Source organism: Haloarcula sp. CBA1127 (assembly GCF_001485575.1).
Classification (GTDB): Archaea; Halobacteriota; Halobacteria; order Halobacteriales; family Haloarculaceae; genus Haloarcula.
Genome location: NZ_BCNB01000006.1, coordinates 467,688 through 489,009 on the forward strand (window position 1 = coordinate 467,688; position 21,322 = coordinate 489,009).

The 21,322-nt window shown below is 64.6% G+C and carries 26 protein-coding genes; 13 read left to right on the forward strand and 13 right to left on the reverse strand.

Annotated features, from left to right (window positions below; translation table 11 throughout):
* Positions 1 to 164 precede the first annotated feature (164 nt).
* Positions 165 to 1,307: an MFS transporter gene (locus AV059_RS07005; protein ID WP_058993367.1), complete on the forward strand. Its 1,143-nt coding sequence runs from the start codon at positions 165 to 167 to the stop codon at positions 1,305 to 1,307.
* Between the two features lie 68 nt (positions 1,308 to 1,375).
* Positions 1,376 to 2,224 carry an ATP phosphoribosyltransferase gene (gene hisG / locus AV059_RS07010; protein ID WP_058993369.1) on the forward strand — a complete coding sequence of 283 codons (849 nt, stop codon included), beginning with the start codon at positions 1,376 to 1,378 and terminating at the stop codon, positions 2,222 to 2,224.
* Positions 2,225 to 2,431: 207 nt separating this feature from the next.
* On the opposite strand, the gene AV059_RS07015 is transcribed toward hisG, so the two are convergent.
* Positions 2,432 to 2,821 (reverse strand): hypothetical protein, encoded by a 390-nt coding sequence (locus AV059_RS07015; protein ID WP_058993371.1) that lies wholly within the window; start codon positions 2,819 to 2,821, stop codon positions 2,432 to 2,434.
* An 87-nt stretch (positions 2,822 to 2,908) separates the two neighbouring features.
* Between AV059_RS07015 and AV059_RS07020 the strand changes: the two genes are divergently transcribed.
* Entirely contained in the window at positions 2,909 to 3,940 is a 1,032-nt protein-coding gene (locus tag AV059_RS07020) for an RNA methyltransferase (RefSeq protein WP_058993373.1), read from the forward strand.
* 89 nt (positions 3,941 to 4,029) lie between these two features.
* A complete protein-coding gene (locus tag AV059_RS22010) occupies positions 4,030 to 4,185 on the forward strand; it encodes a rubrerythrin-like domain-containing protein (protein WP_004960444.1) in 156 nt (51 codons plus the stop codon).
* A gap of 22 nt (positions 4,186 to 4,207) precedes the next feature.
* On the opposite strand, the gene AV059_RS07025 is transcribed toward AV059_RS22010, so the two are convergent.
* From AV059_RS07025 to AV059_RS07045, 5 genes are read right to left on the reverse strand one after another with little or no spacing between them, the layout of a single operon-like run.
* Complete coding sequence (locus AV059_RS07025) at positions 4,208 to 4,747, reverse strand: GTP-dependent dephospho-CoA kinase family protein (RefSeq protein ID WP_058993375.1); 540 nt, start codon at positions 4,745 to 4,747, stop codon at positions 4,208 to 4,210.
* Between the two features lies 1 nt (position 4,748).
* On the reverse strand, positions 4,749 to 4,946 hold the full coding sequence (gene spt4 / locus AV059_RS07030) for a transcription elongation factor subunit Spt4 (RefSeq protein ID WP_004960449.1): 198 nt from the start codon (positions 4,944 to 4,946) through the stop codon (positions 4,749 to 4,751).
* Complete coding sequence (locus AV059_RS07035; RefSeq protein WP_004516007.1) at positions 4,946 to 5,524, reverse strand: DNA-directed RNA polymerase; 579 nt, start codon at positions 5,522 to 5,524, stop codon at positions 4,946 to 4,948. The genes spt4 and AV059_RS07035 overlap by 1 nt, the downstream gene beginning before the upstream one ends.
* 3 nt (positions 5,525 to 5,527) lie before the next feature.
* Positions 5,528 to 5,905 (reverse strand): DUF188 domain-containing protein, encoded by a 378-nt coding sequence (locus AV059_RS07040; RefSeq protein ID WP_058993377.1) that lies wholly within the window; start codon positions 5,903 to 5,905, stop codon positions 5,528 to 5,530.
* Positions 5,905 to 7,134 (reverse strand): translation initiation factor IF-2 subunit gamma, encoded by a 1,230-nt coding sequence (locus AV059_RS07045; RefSeq protein WP_058993379.1) that lies wholly within the window; start codon positions 7,132 to 7,134, stop codon positions 5,905 to 5,907. Before AV059_RS07045 ends, AV059_RS07040 begins: the two co-directional genes overlap by 1 nt.
* A gap of 397 nt (positions 7,135 to 7,531) precedes the next feature.
* Between AV059_RS07045 and AV059_RS07050 the strand changes: the two genes are divergently transcribed.
* The 3 genes from AV059_RS07050 to AV059_RS07055 all read left to right on the forward strand — a co-directional run bounded on the left by AV059_RS07050 (position 7,532) and on the right by AV059_RS07055 (position 9,739).
* A complete protein-coding gene (locus AV059_RS07050; RefSeq protein ID WP_058993381.1) occupies positions 7,532 to 8,419 on the forward strand; it encodes a helix-turn-helix domain-containing protein in 888 nt (295 codons plus the stop codon).
* 150 nt (positions 8,420 to 8,569) lie between these two features.
* Entirely contained in the window at positions 8,570 to 8,746 is a 177-nt protein-coding gene (locus AV059_RS21570; RefSeq protein WP_195156631.1) for a hypothetical protein, read from the forward strand.
* Between the two features lie 42 nt (positions 8,747 to 8,788).
* Positions 8,789 to 9,739, forward strand: a complete 951-nt coding sequence (locus AV059_RS07055; RefSeq protein WP_058993382.1) for a DUF5787 family protein — start codon at positions 8,789 to 8,791, stop codon at positions 9,737 to 9,739.
* Positions 9,740 to 9,758: 19 nt separating this feature from the next.
* On the opposite strand, the gene AV059_RS07060 is transcribed toward AV059_RS07055, so the two are convergent.
* From AV059_RS07060 to AV059_RS07075, 4 genes are all read right to left on the reverse strand, one after another.
* Positions 9,759 to 10,055 carry a hypothetical protein gene (locus tag AV059_RS07060; protein ID WP_058993384.1) on the reverse strand — a complete coding sequence of 99 codons (297 nt, stop codon included), beginning with the start codon at positions 10,053 to 10,055 and terminating at the stop codon, positions 9,759 to 9,761.
* Positions 10,056 to 10,117: 62 nt separating this feature from the next.
* Positions 10,118 to 10,993, reverse strand: coding sequence for an MBL fold metallo-hydrolase (locus AV059_RS07065; RefSeq protein WP_058993386.1), 876 nt, complete (start codon positions 10,991 to 10,993; stop codon positions 10,118 to 10,120).
* A 44-nt stretch (positions 10,994 to 11,037) separates the two neighbouring features.
* Positions 11,038 to 11,313, reverse strand: coding sequence for a hypothetical protein (locus tag AV059_RS07070; RefSeq protein ID WP_058993388.1), 276 nt, complete (start codon positions 11,311 to 11,313; stop codon positions 11,038 to 11,040).
* A gap of 83 nt (positions 11,314 to 11,396) precedes the next feature.
* Positions 11,397 to 12,746, reverse strand: coding sequence for an ATP-binding protein (locus AV059_RS07075; protein WP_058993390.1), 1,350 nt, complete (start codon positions 12,744 to 12,746; stop codon positions 11,397 to 11,399).
* A 118-nt stretch (positions 12,747 to 12,864) separates the two neighbouring features.
* On the opposite strand from AV059_RS07075, the gene AV059_RS07080 reads away from it, so the two are divergent.
* From AV059_RS07080 to AV059_RS07090, 3 genes are all read left to right on the forward strand, one after another.
* Positions 12,865 to 14,445: a DUF1508 domain-containing protein gene (locus AV059_RS07080; RefSeq protein WP_058993391.1), complete on the forward strand. Its 1,581-nt coding sequence runs from the start codon at positions 12,865 to 12,867 to the stop codon at positions 14,443 to 14,445.
* Positions 14,446 to 14,532: 87 nt separating this feature from the next.
* Positions 14,533 to 15,003 (forward strand): pyridoxamine 5'-phosphate oxidase family protein, encoded by a 471-nt coding sequence (locus AV059_RS07085; protein WP_005536672.1) that lies wholly within the window; start codon positions 14,533 to 14,535, stop codon positions 15,001 to 15,003.
* Between the two features lie 100 nt (positions 15,004 to 15,103).
* Positions 15,104 to 16,237 (forward strand): thiolase family protein, encoded by a 1,134-nt coding sequence (locus tag AV059_RS07090; RefSeq protein ID WP_058993394.1) that lies wholly within the window; start codon positions 15,104 to 15,106, stop codon positions 16,235 to 16,237.
* 140 nt (positions 16,238 to 16,377) lie between these two features.
* Here the strand turns inward: AV059_RS07090 and AV059_RS07095 are convergent, their stop codons facing one another.
* Positions 16,378 to 16,845, reverse strand: a complete 468-nt coding sequence (locus tag AV059_RS07095) for an NUDIX domain-containing protein (protein WP_058993395.1) — start codon at positions 16,843 to 16,845, stop codon at positions 16,378 to 16,380.
* A 261-nt stretch (positions 16,846 to 17,106) separates the two neighbouring features.
* Between AV059_RS07095 and AV059_RS22330 the strand changes: the two genes are divergently transcribed.
* Positions 17,107 to 17,253: a hypothetical protein gene (locus AV059_RS22330; protein ID WP_195156632.1), complete on the forward strand. Its 147-nt coding sequence runs from the start codon at positions 17,107 to 17,109 to the stop codon at positions 17,251 to 17,253.
* A 90-nt stretch (positions 17,254 to 17,343) separates the two neighbouring features.
* A complete protein-coding gene (locus tag AV059_RS07100; protein ID WP_058993397.1) occupies positions 17,344 to 17,796 on the forward strand; it encodes a PaaI family thioesterase in 453 nt (150 codons plus the stop codon).
* On the opposite strand, the gene AV059_RS07105 is transcribed toward AV059_RS07100, so the two are convergent.
* Both AV059_RS07105 and AV059_RS07110 read right to left on the reverse strand, forming a co-directional pair.
* Positions 17,793 to 19,697 (reverse strand): cation:proton antiporter, encoded by a 1,905-nt coding sequence (locus AV059_RS07105; RefSeq protein WP_058993399.1) that lies wholly within the window; start codon positions 19,695 to 19,697, stop codon positions 17,793 to 17,795. The genes AV059_RS07100 and AV059_RS07105 overlap by 4 nt on opposite strands.
* A 112-nt stretch (positions 19,698 to 19,809) precedes the next feature.
* Positions 19,810 to 20,718 carry an MBL fold metallo-hydrolase gene (locus AV059_RS07110; protein ID WP_058993401.1) on the reverse strand — a complete coding sequence of 303 codons (909 nt, stop codon included), beginning with the start codon at positions 20,716 to 20,718 and terminating at the stop codon, positions 19,810 to 19,812.
* Between the two features lie 107 nt (positions 20,719 to 20,825).
* Here AV059_RS07110 and AV059_RS07115 point away from each other — a divergent pair, with 107 nt between their 5' ends.
* Positions 20,826 to 21,269 carry a universal stress protein gene (locus AV059_RS07115; protein WP_058993403.1) on the forward strand — a complete coding sequence of 148 codons (444 nt, stop codon included), beginning with the start codon at positions 20,826 to 20,828 and terminating at the stop codon, positions 21,267 to 21,269.
* The last annotated feature ends 53 nt before the right edge of the window (positions 21,270 to 21,322 follow it).

A 21,322-nucleotide genomic window follows, 5' to 3' on the forward strand; every position in this document is an offset into this window, starting at 1 on the left:
TTGTGTGGCGTGTTGCCACGTTTATCGGCGGGTGTCGCAGTGACAGCAGTGCCTGTTCCGCAGGGGTCTTTCGGCTCCGGCGCGTTCGGATTGGCAAGAGAATGGCGGCGGCAGAGCAACTCCGACAACGGGTCAACGCCATGCGGCACGGAAGCCCAGGCCGAATGCTGCTTGCCGTCGCTGCCGGCTGGTTTCTCGTTCTCGGGATGCGGTTTGTCGTCCCTGCGGTGCTGCCGACGATACGCGAGGAGTTCGTCATCTCGAACGCACAGGCAGGGCTCGCAGTCACAGTACTCTGGCTCACATACGCGGCGGTACAGTTTCCGGCCGGGGTGCTGATCGACCGAATCGGGGAGCGGACACTGCTGGTAGCCGCAGCGTTGCTGTCGGGCGTCGGGCTGCTGGGCTACTTCTTCGCGCCGGTGTTCTCCCTGTTCCTCATCGCAACGGGCGCGTTTGGGCTCGGAACTGGGGTGTACGGCCCGACCCGCGGGACCGCGCTCTCGCGGACGTTCGATGTCCGCGAGGGGACCGCCTTCGGTGTCGTAATGGCGGCCGGTTCTCTCGGCGCGGCCACACTGCCTGCCGTCGCCGCGTTCGTCACCACACGGTACGGCTGGCGGCTGGCGCTTGCCAGCGCCGCTCCGCTGTTCATCCTTGTCGCCGGCGCGCTCTGGCTCTCAGTCTCGGACCGCCCGACCGGTGAGTCCGAACGGAGCCTCCGGCAGGACCTCCGAATAGTCCTCACCGGCTTTCGCAACCGTCGGCTCATGCTGTCGGTCTCCGGAAAGACACTGATGCTGTTTGCCTTTCAGGCCGTGACAGCGTTTCTCACGACATATCTGGTCACAGTCAGGGACCTCTCACAGGGGACCGCCGGGGCGCTCCTTTCGGTGCTGTTCGTCGGTGGCGCGCTCTCACAGACGGTTACCGGCCGGCTCGCCGACCGATACGGAACGCCCAGTGTCCTGACGGCTGTCGCGCTCGTCAGTACCGTTCCACTCGTGCTCATTCCGTCCGTCCGCGGGGTCGTGCCGCTGGCCATCGTCTCCGGCCTCATCGGGGTTCGGATGAGCGTCGGCCCGCTAGCTAACGCCTACATCGTCGATACGCTGCCTGACACCGCCGAAGGGACCGGCTGGGGCCTGCTCCGGACCGGCTTCTTCGGGATCAGTTCGCTGGGCTCGACGGCCGTCGGTCTGCTGGCCGACCAGAACCTGTTTGCCGTCGCGTTCTACGGTCTCGCTGGCCTGACGCTGCTGGCCGCGGGTACCTTTGTTGTCCTCCCACGCCGGGACCGCCTGTGACGGTTCCGCCCACAGGCCCGGCCAGCCTGAGGGGAAAGACAGTTGCCCCGCGGCCTGCCAGTAGGCGTATGCGAATCGCCGTCCCCAACAAGGGCCGCCTGCACGAACCAAGCGAGGAACTGCTCGAACGGGCCGGCCTCCATCTGGTCGACGGGGCCGACCGCCAACTGCACGCCGATACCGTCGACCCGGACGTGACCGTCCTGTACGCCCGCGCTGCCGACATCCCCGAGTACGTCGCGGACGGTGCTGCCGACGTGGGTATCACCGGCCTCGACCAAGTCCGGGAGTCCGACACCGACGACCTCGTCGAACTCCGAGACCTCGATTTCGGCCGCTGTCGCCTCGTTCTTGCCGCACCTGAAGAGAGCGATATCGAGACCGTCTACGACTTCGAGGACGGCCGCATCGCCACGGAGTTCCCTAAAATCACCCGCCGGTACTTCGACCGGGTCGACGTGGGTGTCGACGTGACCGAAGTGTCCGGCGCGACGGAGCTGACCCCGCACGTCGACATCGCCGACGGTATCGTCGATATCACCTCGACCGGGACCACGCTCCGTATGAACCGGCTGGCCGTCGTCGACGAAGTACTCGAAAGCTCTGTCCGCCTGTTCGCCCGCGAAGACACCGCTGAAAACGAAAAGGTCCAGCAGGTCGACACCGCGCTTGGCTCCGTCCTTGCCGCCGAAGACAAACGCTATCTGATGATGAACGCCCCCGAGGACGCCCTCGATGACGTGGAAGACGTGCTTCCGGGCATGGGCGGCCCCACTGTGATGGACATCGCCGGCTCCGACCAGCTCGCCGTCCACGCCGTCGTGGAGGAGCGCGCCGTCTTCGAGACGATTAGCTCGCTCAAGGACGTGGGCGCGAGCGATATCCTCGTCACAGAGATAGAACGGCTGGTTGAATAGTACCTTTTTACGTCACCCCCTCTCCTCGCGCGCTCGTAGAGCGCGCTGTGGGGAGCGGGTTCGCAAAAATCTACGCTAAAAACGACCTCCGAGTCGCGGCCTGCGGCCGCGCTCGGAGCGAAACCGCGCCTCCGGCGCGGTATGCACCACACTCCGCTCCGCGCCCGCATTCCACAGACACCCTCACCTCATTCCCAGCTCAGAGAGTCAAAAGAACATGAAAATGTTGTTTAGCGCGAACCCGAGCACCGCCGCAAACGCCAGATGCAGCGCCACGAGTGGGGCCGTCGAGCGGGTCGACAGCCGGTAGGAGAGGCTGATTGCGATGCCGTCGGCGATGAGGGTGAGAAGCAGGACGACCGCGACGCCGAGATCGGCCGAGACAACGCCGGACTCGACGCCCCAGCGCTGGAGGATGAGCGAGACGATTGCCGGCGCAAGAGCAGCCTTAGCGGCGAGTTGGCTCGGCACGTCGCCGATAAAGAACGTCGCAGCCAAGTGGAGCGTCAGGGCGTAGAAGAGCCAGGTGACGAGGACAGTCACGAGGACCGCGAGGAGACCACCGCCGGTGAGGCTGGAGAACCCGGACTGGAGCATACTCGGGGTTCGGCGGCCGCTCGCTTGTGCGTTTTGTTCCCGAGCGCGACCGGCACGCTCATAGCCGCTCGCCCACACCGCTCGGGCGTGTACGTCCTCGAACTCGGCGGGCAGGACGACGCGTTCGCGCGGCAGGAGGCCGCAAGCGCCGCGAGCGCCGTCGACGTGCTCGCCCCCGGACTGGCGACAGCACGGGGTATCAGCGACCGCGTTCGCCACCTCGCGTTTACCCACCGGGCCTGTGACCTGCTCGGAACCTCGGACCCAGACATCGAAAGTGCCGCCGAGTTGCTATCGGCCGCGACCATCGACCGCGAGGGGAGTGTCGCCGTGCGTGCGGTCGACGTGCGAGCGAGCACTGGCATCGACACCCAACAGGCCGAACGGACGCTTGGCGGCGTGCTCACCGACCGTGGCTTTCCCGTCGACCTCGACAACCCAGACCACGTCCTCTACGCCTATCTCTCGGACCCCGACGGCGACGAGGAGGGCGGGACCGGCGAGGCCTGCTGTGCGCTGGGCTGGCTTGCCGCCGAGAGCGTGCGGGACTTCGGGAGCCGCCAGCCGACGGACCGTCCGTTCTTCCAGCCCGGCAGCATGGACCCACTCGAAGCCCGCGCACTGGTCAACATCGCCGGAGCCGGTCCGGACGCAACGATACTGGACCCGATGTGTGGCACCGGTGGCCTCCTGCTAGAGGCGGGGCTGGTTGGGGCCGACGTGGTCGGCGGCGACGCACAGGAAAAAATGGTCTCGGGGACGCGCAAGAACTTAGCCTACGCACTCAACGGCGACGGCCACCCCAACAGGGACGCCTATCCCGAACCGGGCGAGTGGGGGGTGTTCCGGTCCGACGCGTCCGCACTGCCAGTGGCCGACGACGCCGTCGATGCCGTCGTCTTCGACGCCCCCTACGGTCGTCAGTCCCGTATCGAGGGGGACCTGGCTCCACTCGTGTCCGGTGCGCTCGGCGAAGCCGCCCGCGTCGCAGGGCGGTGCGTCCTCGTCGCCGACCGCGACTGGCGCGAGGCCGCGACCGGCGCGGGCTGGGCTGTCACTGATTACTTCAAGCGGCGCGTTCACCGCTCACTGGTCAGGCACATCCACGTTCTTGAGTGACCATACGTCCACTTTATCTGGACAAGCGTTGTCTTTTATTTCGGTATAAGCAAAGTTTATGCCGTGACAAATGCTAATTAGTCTCAAGCATGCCAACGTGGTCAGACCCCGCCCCATGCGACGACGACGAACAGCTGTTTGAATGCCCGGACTGCGGGAAGCGCCTCTGTAGCGAGCGCTCGACGGTCTCCTGTGGCCGCTGTGAGACAGAAATGCAGAACCTCAGCGTCCCTCGGCCGGAATAAAGCCTGTCCGCGTTTTTGCTAGTTAGTTCGACAGGAGTGCAATCGCCCGCTCGGCGTCGCCGTCCATCCGCTCCAGCAGCGACCGGACCCGGTCCCGGGCTGTGTCGTCGCAGTCGGCCAGCACCATCCCCTCATCTGGCTGGCCGTACACGACGCTGGCTCCGGCGGGCGCGGCGAGCACTGCAGGGAGCGTGGCGAGGTCCTCCTCACCGTCGACATCCAGCAGTGTCGTCTCGTCGCTGTCGATACCGCCTCGAAGCGCAGTAAGCAGTTCAGCGGTGAGCGTCGCGGCCGGGTTGTCGACCGAAAGCGTCCGGTCGAAGCCGCTGATTGCCGCTGACACGTCCGCGTCGACAGCCGAGCGTTTGGTCCGTTCGTCGACCAGCGCGAGGTCGGGCGTCCGCCCGGCCTCGATGAGATGGTACGTGACCATGTCGCCGACGGCGATGATTGGGTTGCCGGCGTCAGATAGCAGCGCCGCTGTGTCAGTGTAGATACGTCCGAGCGGTTCTTTCAGTTCGTGCCGCAGGTCACTCGGGAGTTCGAGAACGACGTCGGACACGTTAGCGGACTTTCAGCGCGTACTTGCCCGGCTCGGTCACTTCCATCTCCTCGGCGATGTCGGAGCGCTCCGGGTGCGCGATGACGACGTAGCCGGCCCAGTCCTCGGTCAGTGCAGTGCCGCCGCAGGCCTCACACTGGCTTTCAATCTCCGCGCTCTGGACGCGGTGACAGTCGCGACAGACGAGTCGGTCCGCCATCAGCTATCACCGGCTTCCGCCGTCCCTTCACGGCGCTCGCGCTCCTCTTGGAGCCAGCCGTGCTTGCCCAGGCCGACCTGTTTCGCCGTCAGGCCGATCTTGGAGTCACGCGGGTTGCGCTCGTCGATGCTCTTGGTGACGATACGCGCCCGGACGGCGTCACCGACGGTGAGCGTCCGGTTGGACTCGCGGGAGGCGAGTTGCTGGTTCTCCTCGTCGTAGGCCAGATACTCGTCTGAGATCTGGGAGACGTGGAGCAGACCGTCGACCGGCCCGATGCCGATGAAGGCCCCGAAGTTGACGACCTCGACGACCTCCCCGTCGACCACTTCCTGCATCTGTGGGTCGAACGTGAGGGCGTCGAACTCGGCCTCGTAGTAGACGCCGGGCTTGTTCGGCAGCACAGCACCGGTACCGATGTCGTGGACCTCGATGACGGAGACGACGCTGCCGACGTCCTCGTCCATTCGTCCTTCGAGCTTCTCTTGCAGGAGCCGTTTGACCAGCCCCGGACTGACCTCCGCCAGAAAGCGTGGCGGGACTTCGACCGTATCGCGTAGGCGTACCCGTTTATACATGTGTTATGGTTGAGTGATACCCAGTTTGTTCCGGCCCCTTAAACTAATTACTGGAACGCCCGCGTCCAGCAGGCGTCGTTTGAGGGGGTTGTCGTTCGTGACCGCGTGTGTCGCATCGTCTGCCTGTGCCAGTTCGACGACGGCATCGTCCGCGTAGTCCGCCGTCGTCTCCCGAACCGTACACCGGTCGAGCAGGTCCTGCCCGACAGAGGCGGCCGTCGCTTCCGCGCCGGCCCCGTCGGCCAGTTTCGCCAGCTCGTCGCGGACGGCGGCGGGCGCGACGTAGTCCGTCGCGTCCGGCAACACTCTGTCGAGTTCCTCGAACAGCCGCACGTTGCATTCGACCGGCATCATCAGCGCGTTCGTGTCCAGCACGATCATCACCGCAGCGTGCCGACACCGATGAGCCGCCACCGAGCGCCGACACGTCGGTTGATCGCGATCTTCGAGCCCGACGCCGCACAGACCGGGCGCTTAAGCGCGACTTCACATTCCTCGTCGCGCGCGCTCGTGACCGAACCGACGGTGGTAGCGGTGCCGATAGTCAGCATGAGCGGTTCGCCGGTCGAGATTTCGTCGACCTCGCCGCCGTCGTCACCGACGATACGTTCCAGTAGGTCCACATCCATCGTGAACGTCTCGTGGACCGGCGGGAGGCTCCCGGGCGGCCCGGCGACCTGGCCGGCGAGCGCGTCGCCTTTCGTGATAGCGGGGTCGAGCCCGGTCCCGACGCCGAGCAGACCGCCCGGCGTGACCGTGTCCACGAAGTCACCGCCCGACTGGAGCGAGCGGACTGTCGTCGTCACGGGCTGCCACTCCGTCTTGCCGCCTTCCTCGACCTCACGGCCGGGGCGGAGTTCGATCTCGTCGTCAGCGTCCAGTTGGCCGCCAACGAGCGACCCGCCAAGCACGCCGCCCATCAGGTCGTCCCAGGTCGTACCGGGACGGTTGATGTCGAACGAGCGTGCGACCATCATGCGGGCGTCTTCGTCCGGGTCCCGTTCCGGCGTCGGAATCTCGGACTGGACGGCCTCGATGAGCAAGTCGATGTTGGCCTCCTGACCCGCGCTGATGGGGACAACCGGTGCGCCTTCGGCGACAGTGCCCTCGACGAACTCCTGAATCTGCTCGTAGTTCTGCATCGCCCGCTCCTCGTCGACGAGGTCGACCTTGTTCTGGGCGATGACGATGTTGTCGATGCCGATGATATCGAGCGCGCTCAAGTGCTCCTCGGTCTGGGCCTGCGGGACGGGCTCGGTCGCCGAGATGACGAGGACGGCCCCGTCCATGATAGCCGCGCCGGACAGCATGGTTGCCATCAGCGTCTCGTGCCCGGGCGCGTCCACGAACGACACCGTCCGGAGGTGGTCGGTGTCGACGTCGTGGTCGTCGCAGTGCTCGTCGACGGTAAAGGCCTCCGGCTCCTCGGCCTCCGGACAGCGACGGAACGTCGCGTCGGCGTAGCCGAGTCGGATAGAGATACCGCGCTTCATCTCCTCGGAGTGCTGGTCGGTCCATTCGCCGGACAATGCCTGTACGAGCGTCGTCTTTCCGTGGTCGACGTGCCCGACGAGTCCGATGTTCACCTCCGGTTGTTTGTTCGATGTCATTTCGAGAGTAATCTTGGTGGAGTTTCGCCGCGTGCAACTGATAAACCTACTGTTTGCGCCCCGCCGACCGCGGTTCAATCGCCGATTTGGTCCCTGCTGACAGCGACAGCGTCGCTGGATTGCTCGGTATCGCCCCGAAATAGCGACGCAACCCCTGTCGTTGAGCGCGAACAGCGGACTGTGCGAGTCGGATGCCGCGCCGGCTATCGCCATTGCGATAGTGCCGGGGGCAGCAATCAGCCCATGCTGTCGCCCGTGACGAACCGGTCGAACCCTGCTCAGTGAGCGGGAGTGAAACGCTGAGGCGATCGTGTATCGTGGCTTGCTCCTGTCATCGCTGTTACGTAACTGTGTTTCTGTGAACGCTTTTGTTTATGCGGGAACAGGTCAACGTACGATGCGAGTCGAGGAGTCCCCCGAAACGGATGCCGACATTGACCCGGCGACGGCGTTCTCGGTCATCGCGAGCGAGACGCGTCTGGACATTCTGGAGGCACTGTGGCGCGCAGATGACCGACCAGTTCGCTTCTCGGAGTTGTTCGACGCCGTCGAACTGGCCGACAGCGGGCAGTTCAACTATCACCTACAGGAACTCACCGGCCAGTTCGTCAGCCAAGGGCCAGACGGGTACGACCTCCGGCACGCCGGGGCGCAGGTCATCCGCGCGGTGCGGGCGGGAACGTTCACTCGGACGCCCGACATCGACCCGTTCTCGGTGACAGGGGCCTGTACGCGGTGTGGCGGCAGTCTGCTAGCCGAGTACGCCGACGAGCAGTTCGCCATTGACTGCGAGGACTGTGGGAAGGCCCACGGCGAGTACCCGTTCCCGCCGGGCGGTCTGGTCGACCGGACACCGGCGGAAGTCGCGACGGCCTTCGCCGAGCGGGTGCGACACCTCCACTGTCTGGCCGCCGACGGCGTCTGCCCGGACTGCGCCGGTCGGATGGGGACGGAGATATCCCGCGACGGCGACTGCTGTCTCGACGTGTCGGTCCGCGCCGAGTTCGTCTGCGAGCGGTGTCGCCACGAACTCTGTTCGCCCGTCGGGCTGACGCTACTTGACAACTCCCGCGTCGCGGCGTTCTACGACGACCACGGCGTCGACCTGTCGAGTCGGCCTTACTGGACGCTGCCCTGGTGCGTCGACGACCAGTACACCAGCGTCGAAGCCACCGACCCGTGGCGGCTCGCGGTCCGGATTCCGCTGGCCGAAGCGGAACTGACCGCCTATCTGGACGGCGACCTCCAGCCAGTCGAGTTCGAGCGACAGGACTGCGGGCACTGAACCGGCCTGTCGGTTGTACTGTTGGTCCTGTGGGGGTACGCTGTTTTTCCGCTGACTGAAATCGTCTTCAGGAGATCCCCGATGCGTGTCTCCTGCAGAAATATCATTCAGATTATACTTATCGGCGTTTGGGACCATTGTTTCACTGTAATGTACCAGCCTGCGCCCTACGCCGACCCCGAGCTGTACCGGCCGACGTATCCACCGCTGACCGTCCGTTCCCTGCTGGGAGTGCTGACTGTCTACCTCGGCTTGCTGACGCTACTCTCGCAGAGTCCGGTTCTCGCGCTGGCGGCGCTGCTCTGTTTCTTCCTCGCCAGCCGGTAACCGGGCGCGGGGCTTTTGCCCGTCCCAGCCCTGCCTCCGGTCGTGCGGGAGTTCGACTTCGAACTGGCGCTGTGTGCCCATCTTGAGCGCGAGGGGCGGCTGGTGAGCCGGCAGCTCGGCGGCGCTGTCCACGGCCGGCGCGTCCTCGATACCGTTGTCGTCGAGCCGGGTCCTGAACTCGACGAGCGGGCGGCCATCACTCCCGAACGGCTGCCGACGGCGGCCATCGAAAGCGACGTTGGCCCGGGTCGGGCGCGGTACTGGAAGGACGCTTTCGACTGCCATCCCGACCGCGCCGAGCGGGCCGTCGAACTGGCGGTCGAGCGGGGCTTCTTCGAGCGCGAGCGTCGCGGCGGCCGAACGTACGTCCGACAGACGACGCGATATCCCGACTGGTTCGGCGAAATTGTCGCCATCGAGAACAAGCCGGACCTGGGTCGGCCCGGCGACCTAGAGACACAGTTACGGACCGACGTGTCGCTCGCGCTCGCCGACCGCGTCATACTGGCGACGGCCTCCTACGTGACCGGGGCGCACCTCAACCGGATTCCCGAGGAGGTCGGTGTCTGGCGGTTTGACGCCGACAGCGGAACGATGGACGTCCGTCGGGAGGCGACACCACTGCCGACCGACGACCCGGGCGTCGAACTCATCGAGGAGCGACCGGTCCGGACGGACGTGCGGATGGTCGGCGCTTCGGAGAAGGCCCGCGCGCGTCGGCAACTGGCCGAGCGAGCGTACGGCAAGGGGTGGCGGAGTTTCGACTACCCGGCGTGTGAGCGCTGTTCACCCGGCAGTGACGGGATTCCGTACTGTCAGTGGAAGGACCGCGCTGTCCGCGAGAGCGACGACTGCGGCCCGGACTGCGGCGGATACGAGGCAGCCGACCCGCCGGCCGTCGACGGCGATTCGCTCCGGGCCGAGCGGACGCCGTGGCGGGCAGACCCCGACGGGCGCAGGCGTCGCCAGTCGGGACTGGATCGGTTCGGATAGCCACGAGAAGTCGTCACCGCTACCGGTCGCTGTCCGTCGGGGGCGCGTCATCGGGAGGGGAACCGCCGTCGCCGGCTGTCGGACGGCCGTGCTGTTCGTAGTTGTCTTCGGTCACCGCCGGTGCTTCAGTGGCGACCTGAGCCGCGTGTTTCGTTCTGGCCTGATAGTTCGCTGCGGCCGCTATCCCGACACAGGCCACCAGCCCCACCACCAGCACCCAGTCGATACCGCCCACGATGACCTGCTGGACGGCGATTGCGAGGACGCCGCCAGCCAGCGACAGCCCACCGACTTCCGCGATGCCGCGCCTGTCCATACGACGGCATTAGCCGCCATGGCCTATAAGCTACGGTCCGTTTCACCGAGCCGAATCAGGAGTCAGAGCGTGAACTGCTCGCCGTCGAGTCCAATGTCGTCAGCAAAGGCCCGGTCCGCAGGGACGTAATGACCAGTGTGGACGATACGGTAGTCGTCGGCCTCGATGTCGGCAGCGAAGTCCCGTGCGCCGAGCAGGGTCATGTGTTTCGTGCCGAAGGTCCGCGGCACGCCGTCCTCGTTGTGGTGCGTGCCGCCTTTCGGGTGGTATTCGCAGGCCTCCGCGTGGACGATGCCCTCGACAAGTGCGAGGTCAGCGCCGGTCAGCACGGATTTCGAGCGGTCGGGCACGTCGTAGCAGGTGTCCCCGGAAATCGACAGCACTGCCCCGGTCTGTGGTTCCTCGATTCGCAGGCCATAACACAGAAGCGGCGGGTGCGTGACCGGGACGAGCGTCACCTCGAAGCCGGCGACGGTGAACGGCTCGAACGGCGTCTGTGCGTGGACCGAGACCGTATCGAGATAATCGTAGCGGCTCCGGACGCCCTGTGCAACACTTTCACCGGTCACCGGATCGGTCTCGTCGGCGGCGTGGACCGGCAGCTCGTCGAACAGACGGTAGGCGTTGCCGAGGCCATCGAGGTGGTCGAAATGGACGTGCGTAATGATAGCCGCGTCCGGCAACGGGACCGATTCGCGGAGGAACTGATGACGGAAGTCCGGACTCAGGTCGACCAGCAGCGACTCTCCAGTGCCGTCGTGTCGAACGACGACAGAGAAGCGCGACCGTTCGACGCCGCCCGTGGGGTCAATGCCGCGCTCGCGAACACTGGCCCGGAGTTCCTCGTCAGGGTCGCGCGCCCGTTCGCACGTGTCACAGTCGCACTGGACAGTCGGCGTCCCCGTCGTGTCGCCGGTCCCAAGCAGCGTGACCTCCATTACCGGTCCTTCAGAGGGCGACCCGCCTAAGCCCCTCGCTTTCGTTACTGGGTGTCGGCCAGATCCGCCAGGTCGATCCCCTGTCGCTCCATTGTCGCCGCCAGCAGGGACTGGGCGCGTTCGTCGGTGAGGTCGTCGAACAGGCAGTCGAGAAACCCTTCAAGCAGCGCCGGTCGGATGCGCAGGTCGACGTACTCGACTTGCTTCTCGGCGATGACCACGTCTACGTCCCACTCGCCTTCATCGGGATCAGTCATCCGAACGTCAACCCACGACTCGGCCGGCTCGTCTGTCTCGGTGAACACGTCGTTGTCAGCCATGGCTACCGAATGGTTCCTGCATTGATAAGTAAATCGCTCATACCGACAGCCAGAACGGGGTGTCTAAGCGGGTAAGCCGTCGCTCAGTGGTCGTGATCGTGGTCGTGGTCGCTGCCGCCGTCGCCGGAGAAGCCACCGCTCCCGGCAACTAGGGCGTCGGCGTCGCCGTCCATCATGTCCATGTTCTTGAGGTTGTCCCGCTCCTCGAAGTCGATGATAGCGTCTTCAAGGTCCTGCTGGGTGAGCGTGGTCCGCTCCTCGGTGAGCGCGTTGAGCACGGCCTCACGGAGCACGAGCCGGAGGTCGCTGCCGGTCAGCCCCTCGGTGAGGTCCGCCAGTGTCTCCGGGTCGAAGTCGTCGATCTCCATCTGCTGGGTGACGATACGGAGGATATCCGCGCGCATGCCACTGTCCGGCTTCGGGAAATTGACGATTTCGTCGAAGCGCCGCCAGGCGGCGGCATCGAGCTGGTCAGGGTGGTTCGTTGCGCCGATGAGCAACACCTCGTCCTGAATAAGTGAAATCTCGTCGATGCTCTTGAGGAGGGTGTTGACGGCGCGCTTGATCGCGGCGTGTTCGTCGGAAGAGCGCGTCTTGGCGACGAAGTCGAACTCGTCCATAAAGAGGATACACGGCGAGAGCCGCTTTGCGACCTCGAACACCTTCTCGACGTTCTTGGCCGTCTCGCCGAGGTACTGGCTGGTGATCATCGAGAGCTTCACTTCGACAAAGGGGAGGTCAAGGTCATGCGCCAGCGCGCGGGCGACGCTGGTCTTGCCGGTCCCCGGCGGGCCGACAAAGAGGAGTTTCCCGATCTCGCGCAGGCCGATCCGGGCAAGGTAGTCGCGGTGTTCGATGGCCTTGACGATCTTCTGGATCTCGTCTTCCTGGTCAGTGGTCAACACCAGGTCGGCAAGCGTCATCTCCACCTCTTCGGGGGCGCGCACATCGACCAGGTCGAGCATCTCCTCGTCGTCCTCGTCGTCGGTGTCGAACGCCTCCTCCAGCTTGGCGTCGATGAACGCGCGGTCGGCGCGCGACGGTCGGTTCTGTTCGCGGGCCCGCTCGTAGTCAGCGTCCTCGACCTGATTCTCGAAGGCTTTCGCCAGGACCGGGTTGTCTTCGAGGTCCGAGGAGTCGACCCGTTCGAGGAACCACTCTTCGGCGAGGTCGCGATCCGTCATCGAGATGCTCCCCGAGAAGTCGTCGCGGTCGGTGAACATCAGGCCGGAGATGGCCGCCCAAGGCCGCTCGACGCCGGTGGCCTCGCTCGCGGTCGTGTTGGTGACCGACAGCGGCCGTTCGATCTCGCCGTCGCTCCAGAAGACGGACCGGTACGAGGCCGGCAGGTCGTCCGGCTCGAGGTCCCGCCGCTCGCTGTAAATAGTGGCCGTCAGCAGAAACTCAACGACATCCAGTTCCGGATTGCTCATTCCCACTGATGTTACCACGCAACCGGTATAAGTCACTCGAAGCCCCGGTGACCGACACCAAGGTAATGTACCACCGCTGTGTATCCCTATCGTGGCAACTGATAACACATTAATCTCGGTGTATCGGAACCGCATCGGCGACCCGACGACCGACGACGAGGTCTACGGCTACTGGCTGTTCGTCATCGGCATCGTACTCGGAATCGTCGGCCTGCTTCTGTTTTACTTGACAGCGTCGCGGAGCACGCCCCGGCAGTTCGGCTATCTCCTCGGTGCGATTGGTCTCATCTCGCTGTTTGCGGGACCGACAATCAGACTGCCGCTGACACGACGTGGGCTGATACTCACATACCTCGGGGCTGTGGTCGGACTGGTCGCGATGGTGTGGTTCACCACGTTCTACCCCTCGAACTGGACCGGCCCGGAGGGGAACCCGGCAGTGACGCTGTATATCGTCGGCCTCGGGCTGATGGCTGTCGGGGCGGTCGTTTCGCCGTTGCTGACTGGGCGGAAAGAAGCGTACGATAAAGCCGTTCAAACGGCAGAGGACGCAACTGAAGTGGCCGAGCAAGCCACTCAGGAGGCCGACCGGGCGTCCCGGGAAGCGACACAGCAGTCCCAGGCCGCCGAACAGGCGAGCCACGAGCGCAACAGGCTGGCCGAGCAGTTAGCGACCAGCGAGGCCGCCCGCGAGGAACTGGCCACCGTGACCGAGGCGAGCGAGGCGGAACTCGCCGCGGCCCACGCCACCATCGCGGCTGCGATGGACAGCAAGGCGACGTTCGAACTGTACGAAGACGCTGGGGGCAAGTACCGCTGGCGGCTCCGCCATCGGAACGCCAACGTCATCGCCGACAGCGCACAGGGGTATTCCTCGCGCCAGAAGGCGATGCAGGGGCTCCGCAGTGTGCAGTCCAACGCCGCCGGCGGTGCCGTCGTCTTCTTCGAGGACGCGACCGAGGACGACACCGCCGAGGACGTGCCGGTCGTGCCGGCCCCCGAGAGTGACGCCGCGTTCGAGGTTTTCGAGGACAATGCTGGAGAGTTCCGCTGGCGCTTGCGCCACGACAACGGCAACATCCTCGCCGACAGTGGCGAGGGGTACGCCTCGAAGTCGAACGTCCGACGGGCGCTGCAGAGCGTCCGTGCGTACGTCCCCGGTGCGGCGTATCTCAAGATCGATCCCGTGGCATACGAAGTGTACGCCGACGCCGCCGGGGAGTTCCGCTGGCGCTTGCTCCACCGAAACGGCAACATCCTCGCCGACGGTGGCGAGGGGTACAGTTCCCGGTCGAATGCCCGGCGGGCGGCCCGACGGGTGAGCGAACTCGCACCCGACTCCGAGGTCGACGACGGCTTCGAGGTGTACGAGGACAAGGGCGAGGAGTGGCGCTGGCGGTTGCGTGCGGCCAACGGCGAACTCGTCGCCGACTCCGGCGAGGGGTACGCAAATCGATCGAAAGCCATGGATGCCGTCGAGCGGGTCCAGTCATACGCGGCCGACGCCGACCTGCTGGAGATCGGGAGCGCAGCGTTCGAAGTGTACGAGGACAGGGGCGAGGAGTGGCGCTGGCGGCTCCGCCACCGCAACGGCGAGATCATCGCCGACTCCGGCGAGGGGTACGCCGAGCGCAACAAAGCCATCGCCGCCATCGAGCGGATCAAGCGCCATGCCCCCGGTGCAACACAGGAGGAGTAGCGGCGACCGAGACGCCCCAGCGGGCAATTCTCCGTCGCGAGGAATAGCCGAATTAATTAAACAGGTTTCAGTCGAAGTTACACCTAGATGACAATAGATACCCTCGAAGCGGCCGGACTCACGCGCATGGACGACAGCAACATCGCGGCGTTTCTGTCGAACCAGCGGGTCGGCGTGCTGGGCCTGCCGACCGAGAACGGACCGTACATGATTCCCCTGTCGTTCGGGTACGACGGTGACCGCTCGCTGTATTTCACCTTTATCGGTGGTTCGGCGAGTCGCAAACAACAGTTGACCGAGGCGGCAGCGGATGCGGCCGTACTCGTGTACAAAGTCGAATCGATGTTCCACTGGGAGAGCGTCCTGCTACAGGGTGGTATCGAAGCCGTCCCCGAGTCCGAGTGGGACGACCTTGCGGACGTGCTCGATACGGCGTGGCGGCCGGAGCTGTTCGAGGACGCTATCGAGGACGGCGACATCGCAGTCTATCGGTTCCGTATCGACGAGAAGGAAGGGCTCAGACACGCCGGTCTGCCGCCGGGGTTCGAACAGGAGTGACCCCCCTGCCCGACTGTTGCGGGGAGCGGTCGGAGACAACGGTTCCCCCACTGTGTAGAGTTTGTCAGGTTTTAACATAGGCCGAGACGTTCCGTTGTCCATGCCCACACCTGTCATCGTGGATGCAGTCAGAACGCCACAGGGAAAGGAGGACGGCGCACTCGCCGGCGTCCGGAGCGAAGACCTCTCGGTGCCGCTTATCAACCAGTTGCTCGCGTCGACCGGCGTCGAGGCCGATGACGTCGACGACTTGCTGTGGGGGTGTGCCCAGCAGCGCGGGGAACAGGGCAACAACATGGCCCGGGTCATCGCGCTGTTGTCGGACCTCGGCGAGGGCGTCCCCGCATCGACGATCAACCGCTGGTGTGCGTCTTCCGCCGAAGCGCTGATGCGAGCCGCCGACGCCATCGCGGCCGGCCAGCGCGACGTACTCATCGCCGGTGGCGTGGAGTCGATGTCCCGCGTGCAGATGGACGAAAACACCCACAACGTCCACCCGCGGCTGGCCGAGCAGTACAATATCGGCGAACTCCAGATGGGGATGACCGCCGAGAAGGTCGCCAGCGAGATGGAGGTCGCCCGGCAGGAGCAAGACGAGTACGCGCTCCGGAGCCACCAGCGCGCCGCCGACGCGACGGAATCCGGTCGCTTCGACGACGAGATCGTCCCGATCGACACCGAGGACGGGCAGCTCGAGGCAGACGAAGGTATCCGCCCCGACACCACGCTCGAAAAGCTGTCCCAGCTACCGACAGTGTTCAAGTCGGACGGGACAGTCACGCCCGGCAACGCCTCGCAGGTTTCCGACGGCGCGGCGGGGCTAATGGTCACCTCCCGTGAGTTCGCGGAAGACCGCGGACTCGACGTGCTGGCGGAGATCGGCTCCCACGAAGTCGCCGGCGTTGACCCGACCGTGATGGGTATCGGCCCAGTGCCCGCCGTCCGCAAACTCACCGAACGGACTGACCGTGAGACGGACGACTACGACCTCGTGGAACTCAACGAGGCCTTCGCCTCCCAGTGTCTGTACTGCCAGCGCGAACTCGGCTTCGACGACGACATCTACAACGTCAACGGCGGCGCAATCGCCATCGGCCACCCGCTTGGGGCCTCCGGCGCGCGCCTTCCAGTGACGCTCGTCCACGAAATGAACCGCCGCGACGCGGAGCTGGGTCTGGCGACGGAGTGTGTCGGCTTCGGTCAGGGCGCGGCTATCGAGTTCCGACTACCCTGAGCAGCCGCTGTCAGCACGGTTTCAGTATGCTGCCCCAGCACGTCGTTTGTGAATCCGTCGGTTTCGAGTCTGTTGCTTATGAATCCGTCATTTGCGACCGCTGTGGCGCTTGCACGAGCGATATTTGAGAGAAGAAGTCGTTAATCGGCAGCCACATCGCCGGTTGTCGTCGCCTCGGCGGGGCTCGTCAGGGAGTGAAGATAGTCGTCAAGATCAAGTGCGAAGGTAGCATCGGTTGGAAGATCGACCCACGAGAACTCGAACTCCGCACCGCGTTCCTCGCCCGTCCCGGTGACAGTGTGGACCCAGTGGTCCCGGGATTCGTGGACAGGGAGGTGGTAGAACGACCGCACGTACCGCTTCGGGGGCGACTCGCGGCGCGTCCAGACATCGGTGGCGATGTGTTGCAGGCGCTCGAATGAGGCGAGACCGCTCTCCTCGACAGCCTCTCGCTGTACAGCTACCCGCGGTTGTTCCCCCGGTTCAACGGTTCCCTTCGGTATCTGTAGCCCGTCGTGGCCCGGCCCATCAAACACCAGCAGTTCCGACCCGTTTCTGGTGATGTAGGCACAGGCTTTCTTTACGTACGTTGCCCGCTGTGGTTGCATAGAATCTGGTAGCGACGGCCAACATATAGTAGTACCCACATATCTGCCTAAAATCATATTAGGTCATCGGGGGGCAAAGAGGGGTGGTGATTGGAAGTCGGACACCGGTAGCAAGGCCGCCGAAGTACACTGAGCCGTCATTCTCAGTAACAGACGCCCACTACGATAGTGGCAGCTCCGTATAGTAGGTCGTAATCCACTACGAATTAATTTTAGACTCTATTGTAAGGATTAAAGTAGTGTCAACAATGAATACTTCGTATGGACGGTCACATCACACCCGAGGAGTGGGAGCGAATCGAAGCGTTCGCACAGAAACCGAGTTACCTGCGTCGCCCGGAGCATCTACTCCCCGAAGAAGCCACGGAGGACGAAGAGAGCGTGGACAGAGCGATCGCGGGCGACTGACAAAAAGGCGTGTCCTGAAGAACCAACCACACCTGACCCGTTGTTATCTGTTCTCGGAGGCTTATCAGACTCGGTTCCGTGAAGATAGCCATGAGTCTCAAATCGATGTTCAACGACATCCCGTTTGTCAAGCAGTTAGGGATGGAAATAACAGCCGTCGATGATGGCTATGCAGCGGGCGAACTCCCGCTGGAGGACGGCCACTCCTCAAACCCCGAATCGATAATCGCACACGGCGGCGTCACGTACTCGCTCGTCGACACCGTCGGCGGGGCGGCCGTCATCTCGCAGTCTGGCACCGTCTCGCCAACGGTCGATATGCGGATTGATTACCTTGCGCCAGCGACCGCTGATTTGCAGACTGAGGCGGAAGTGATTCGGAACGGCGGGAGCGTCTCAGTCGTCGATGCGGAAGTGTATGACACCGATGGCCATCACATCGCGAGCGCTCGTGGAACGTACAAAACTGACGGCGACCGCGGCGAGTCGCCGTGGACAGAAGGCGTCGACGAAGCAGACGTCGACCATCTTACCGACGACTAGTCGCCGCTGACCATCTTCATCCCGTCGCGCACGGACTCGCGACGGCCCAGCAGCGTCACCATGTCGCCTTCTTCGAGGACATAGTCGGCTGTCGGGACCTCCGCGTTCTCATGGAGTTCGCCGCTGACGAGCGCGACCAGACAGGCGTCGGGCAGCATCGGCCCAACCTCGCGGATCGGCTTGCCGATGAGTTTCTGATTCTTGACCTCGACCTCCTGCACATCGCCGCTACGACCGACGTCGGTCATCCAGTGGGCGATAGCCGGGCGCTCGATCTGGTTGTCGATGGCCCAAGCCGTCGCCATCGCCGAGGAGATGGTCCGAACGCCGAGGTCCTCGAAGGCCTCGACGTTGTCCGGGTTGTTCGCGCGGGCGATGACCCGCTCGACGCCGAACTTCGAACTCGCCAGCTGTGACACCAGCAGGTTCGCGTCGTCGTCACCGGTCGCCGCAACGACGGTCTTGGCGTTTTCAGCCCCGGCCGACCGCAACACGTCGGTGTCGGTGCCGTCACCGATTTCGACGGCGTATCCCTCGTTGCGGGCTCGTTCGACGCTCTCTTCCTCCTCCTCGATGATGACGACGTTTTCGCCCCGGTCTTCGAGGCGTGCGGCGAGCGCTCGGCCCACCTGTCCGCCGCCGACGATGATGACTCGCATTGGTATCACATCCAGTTTTTCCGCGATGTATCGCGCCAGTCCACCCTCGAACAGGGCGGTCGCAAAGATAACGAGAAAGACAGTGCCAAGCAGGATATCCGCCTGCGTCCCCAGCAGTTCAGCCTGCGCCCCGGTGACCTCCTCGGCCGCGGCGTTCAGTTCGACGGCAAACAGCGTCGCGACGGACGCCGGAATAATACCGCGCGGCCCGACGAAGCTGACAAATAGCTTCTCGTTGGTGGTAAATCGGTCACCAACGGCCGAGACGAACACCAGCAGCGGTCGGATAAGCAGGGCGACCGCGAGGACGACGATGATCCCCGCTAGCCCGACGTCGATGAGCGAGGCGAGTTCCAGTTGCGCCGCCAGTGCGATGAACACGAACGAAAGCACCAACAGCGTGATGTCGCCTTTGAACTCCTCGATGTCTTCCTCGTACGGGTGGTCGACGTTCCCGAGCGCCATCCCCGCTGTGGCAGCGGCGGCGACGCCGGCCTCGGTCGCTATCGTGTTCGCGCCAGCGTAGGCGATGAGCGCCCCGGCGAGCACGAGCAGTCGGGAGTTCCGCGGTGCGTCACCGGGCGAGAGGTCGACATACTGGAGGAGGTAGTACACGACGCCGGCGACGATGAGGCCGACAAGTAGCCCCGTCCCCAGTCGAAGCGCAAATCCTCGTAGCAGGCTCTCACTGGCAACAGCTGGGTTGACCGTCTCGAAGATGACGACAGCGATGATAGCCGCGGTGACATCGTTGACGATCCCTTCCGTCTCCAGCGCGGCGGCGACGCGGTCTCGAACGGGGACGACATCAAGAATTGGCGTGATGACGGTCGGCCCGGTCGCGACCAGCAGCGCACCGATCAGGAACGCGAGGTTCCAGGAGACGGCCGCGGAGCTGAACGCGAACTTGACGGCGATAGCGGTGCCCACGAGTGCGATAGCCGCACCGACGGTAACGAGTCTGAACGTCGCGGCCGGAGCCTCGCGTAGCCGGTCGAATCGGAGGTGATAGGCCCCCTCGAAAACGATGATTGCGACCGCTAAGCCGACGATTGCCGACAGCGCTCCACCGAAGGTACCGTCACCGATGATGCTCAGTCCGGGCTGGCCGATGATGACACCCACCAGCAGGTAGAAGATAATGCTGGGCACGCGCAGGCGCGCGGCGAGGACCTGTGCAAGAACGCCGAGTCCGATGATACCGGCGACAAGCGGAATCAGTAGCCCCGAACTACCAGCCACAGTTGGCCTCCATCTGTCCAGCCTAACGCATCGCCCTCGTATAAACGCATTCACTCACCGGCACACGGGGGCTCCATTGGGACCGCAGTCCCAGGCCCGTTGTGACGGTTGGCTATTCTTCCCGGTTATCGAGCGCCACAAGGACGCCGCGGACGTTCAGGCGCATCTCGGCACGGCCCTTTCGCTCGCCCCAGGTGTCGGTGTCGGCCCGCTCGACGAAGTAATCGATGACCGCTTCGTCGTCGTCCAGTTCCTCGCGTTTTCGCTCGACCTCGGCGACCCATTCAGGTAGTATCTCGGTGTATGTTTCCAGCTTATCGCCGGTTTCGGCGGCACCGAAGTGGCCGAACATGAGGATGTCCGGGTCGAGGTCCTGTATCATCGCCACGTCGTCGAGCGCCTGGTCGAGCGTGAAGTTGACCGGCGGGGTCGTGACGTGCATCTCGTCGGTCGACGGCGCGTAGATGCCGGCGGCGTCGGCGGTGAACACACCGTCGATGGCGGAGTCGTAGAAGACGACCTGATGTGGCGCATGGCCCGGCGCGTGCAGGGTTTCGAGGGAGTGGTCACCTAGGTCGATCACGTCGCCGTCAGTTAGCGTCTCGATACGGTCTTCGGCGACCGGGATCGGCTTGCCGTAGAACTCGATCTGGTCACCGACGGCGTGTTTGGTCCCCTCCCAGAGCCGCTCGGGGTCGACGAGGTGGCGCTTGCCTGACTCGTGGACGTACACCGTCGCGTTCGGGCAGTCCTCGGCGAGGTAGCCGGCTCCGCCAGCGTGATCCAGATGGACGTGGGTCGCCGCGATGACTTCCAGCTCCTCAGGCGCGATCCCGACCGACTCCATCGCCGAGAGGATGGTTTCGTGTCGCGCGCCGGTGCCGGTGTCGACCAGCGCCGGTCGCTCGGCGTCGATTATGTAGACGGGCCCGTACTCGGCCACGCCGTACATCCCGACGTCGACGTAGTGGACATCTGTGCAGTCCCCGACCGTCACCTCGTAAACGTCACCGATTCCCATACACTCTCTCGTGACCGGCGGGGGCAAAACCGTTGTGCTGTGGCTATCGTGACACCCAAGCGTCAGGAAGGGCAAAGCCATTTACCCGGAGTCAGAAACACCACTGTATGTACGACGCCGTACTCGTTCCGACCGACGGGTCCGAAGGGGCTGCCACCGCGGCCGAACACGCTATCGACCTCGCCGAGCGCCACGATGCGAGTCTGCACGCGCTGCACGTCCTCGAAACCGAGCAGGTCGTCGACCAGATTCCCGAGTTCGAGGACAGCAGCATCTTCGACCGCCTTGCCGACGCTGGCCAGCAGGCCGTCGATGACCTGCACGCACAGGCCGAAGACGCCGGTATCGACACGGTGACCACGGCGGTCGAGCAGGGCGTCCCCCACGAGGAGGTCGTGGAGTACGTCGAGCGCCACGACATCGATGTCATCGTGATGGCAACGGAGGGACGGACCGGCCCCTCCCGGGAACTCATCGGCAGCGTCACCGAGTCCGTAATTCGGGCCTCGCCGGTGCCGGTGCTAGCGGTGAAGGTCGGCGGCGAGGCGTAGCGAGACGGACATCGACGGTCGGGGTCGCCCACCGCGGGACCGACACGCCTAAT

Bases quoted from the DNA above. Each gene is read 5' to 3' on its own strand.
- AV059_RS22010 (WP_004960444.1), top strand. From the start codon at position 4,030: ATGCCAACGTGGTCAGACCCCGCCCCATGCGACGACGACGAACAGCTG.
- hisG (WP_058993369.1), top strand. From the start codon at position 1,376: ATGCGAATCGCCGTCCCCAACAAGGGCCGCCTGCACGAACCAAGCGAG.
- AV059_RS07060 (WP_058993384.1), bottom strand. From the start codon at position 10,055: ATGGACAGGCGCGGCATCGCGGAAGTCGGTGGGCTGTCGCTGGCTGGC.
- AV059_RS22330 (WP_195156632.1), top strand. From the start codon at position 17,107: ATGGACGGTCACATCACACCCGAGGAGTGGGAGCGAATCGAAGCGTTC.
- AV059_RS07070 (WP_058993388.1), bottom strand. From the start codon at position 11,313: ATGGCTGACAACGACGTGTTCACCGAGACAGACGAGCCGGCCGAGTCG.
- AV059_RS07115 (WP_058993403.1), top strand. From the start codon at position 20,826: ATGTACGACGCCGTACTCGTTCCGACCGACGGGTCCGAAGGGGCTGCC.
- AV059_RS07050 (WP_058993381.1), top strand. From the start codon at position 7,532: ATGCGAGTCGAGGAGTCCCCCGAAACGGATGCCGACATTGACCCGGCG.
- AV059_RS07110 (WP_058993401.1), bottom strand. From the start codon at position 20,718: ATGGGAATCGGTGACGTTTACGAGGTGACGGTCGGGGACTGCACAGAT.
- AV059_RS07090 (WP_058993394.1), top strand. From the start codon at position 15,104: ATGCCCACACCTGTCATCGTGGATGCAGTCAGAACGCCACAGGGAAAG.
- AV059_RS07045 (WP_058993379.1), bottom strand. From the start codon at position 7,134: ATGACATCGAACAAACAACCGGAGGTGAACATCGGACTCGTCGGGCAC.
- AV059_RS07015 (WP_058993371.1), bottom strand. From the start codon at position 2,821: ATGCTCCAGTCCGGGTTCTCCAGCCTCACCGGCGGTGGTCTCCTCGCG.
- AV059_RS07075 (WP_058993390.1), bottom strand. From the start codon at position 12,746: ATGAGCAATCCGGAACTGGATGTCGTTGAGTTTCTGCTGACGGCCACT.
- spt4 (WP_004960449.1), bottom strand. From the start codon at position 4,946: ATGGCGGACCGACTCGTCTGTCGCGACTGTCACCGCGTCCAGAGCGCG.
- AV059_RS21570 (WP_195156631.1), top strand. From the start codon at position 8,570: ATGTACCAGCCTGCGCCCTACGCCGACCCCGAGCTGTACCGGCCGACG.
- AV059_RS07005 (WP_058993367.1), top strand. From the start codon at position 165: ATGCTGCTTGCCGTCGCTGCCGGCTGGTTTCTCGTTCTCGGGATGCGG.
- AV059_RS07035 (WP_004516007.1), bottom strand. From the start codon at position 5,524: ATGTATAAACGGGTACGCCTACGCGATACGGTCGAAGTCCCGCCACGC.
- AV059_RS07065 (WP_058993386.1), bottom strand. From the start codon at position 10,993: ATGGAGGTCACGCTGCTTGGGACCGGCGACACGACGGGGACGCCGACT.
- AV059_RS07095 (WP_058993395.1), bottom strand. From the start codon at position 16,845: ATGCAACCACAGCGGGCAACGTACGTAAAGAAAGCCTGTGCCTACATC.
- AV059_RS07040 (WP_058993377.1), bottom strand. From the start codon at position 5,905: ATGATCGTGCTGGACACGAACGCGCTGATGATGCCGGTCGAATGCAAC.
- AV059_RS07085 (WP_005536672.1), top strand. From the start codon at position 14,533: ATGACAATAGATACCCTCGAAGCGGCCGGACTCACGCGCATGGACGAC.
- AV059_RS07100 (WP_058993397.1), top strand. From the start codon at position 17,344: ATGAGTCTCAAATCGATGTTCAACGACATCCCGTTTGTCAAGCAGTTA.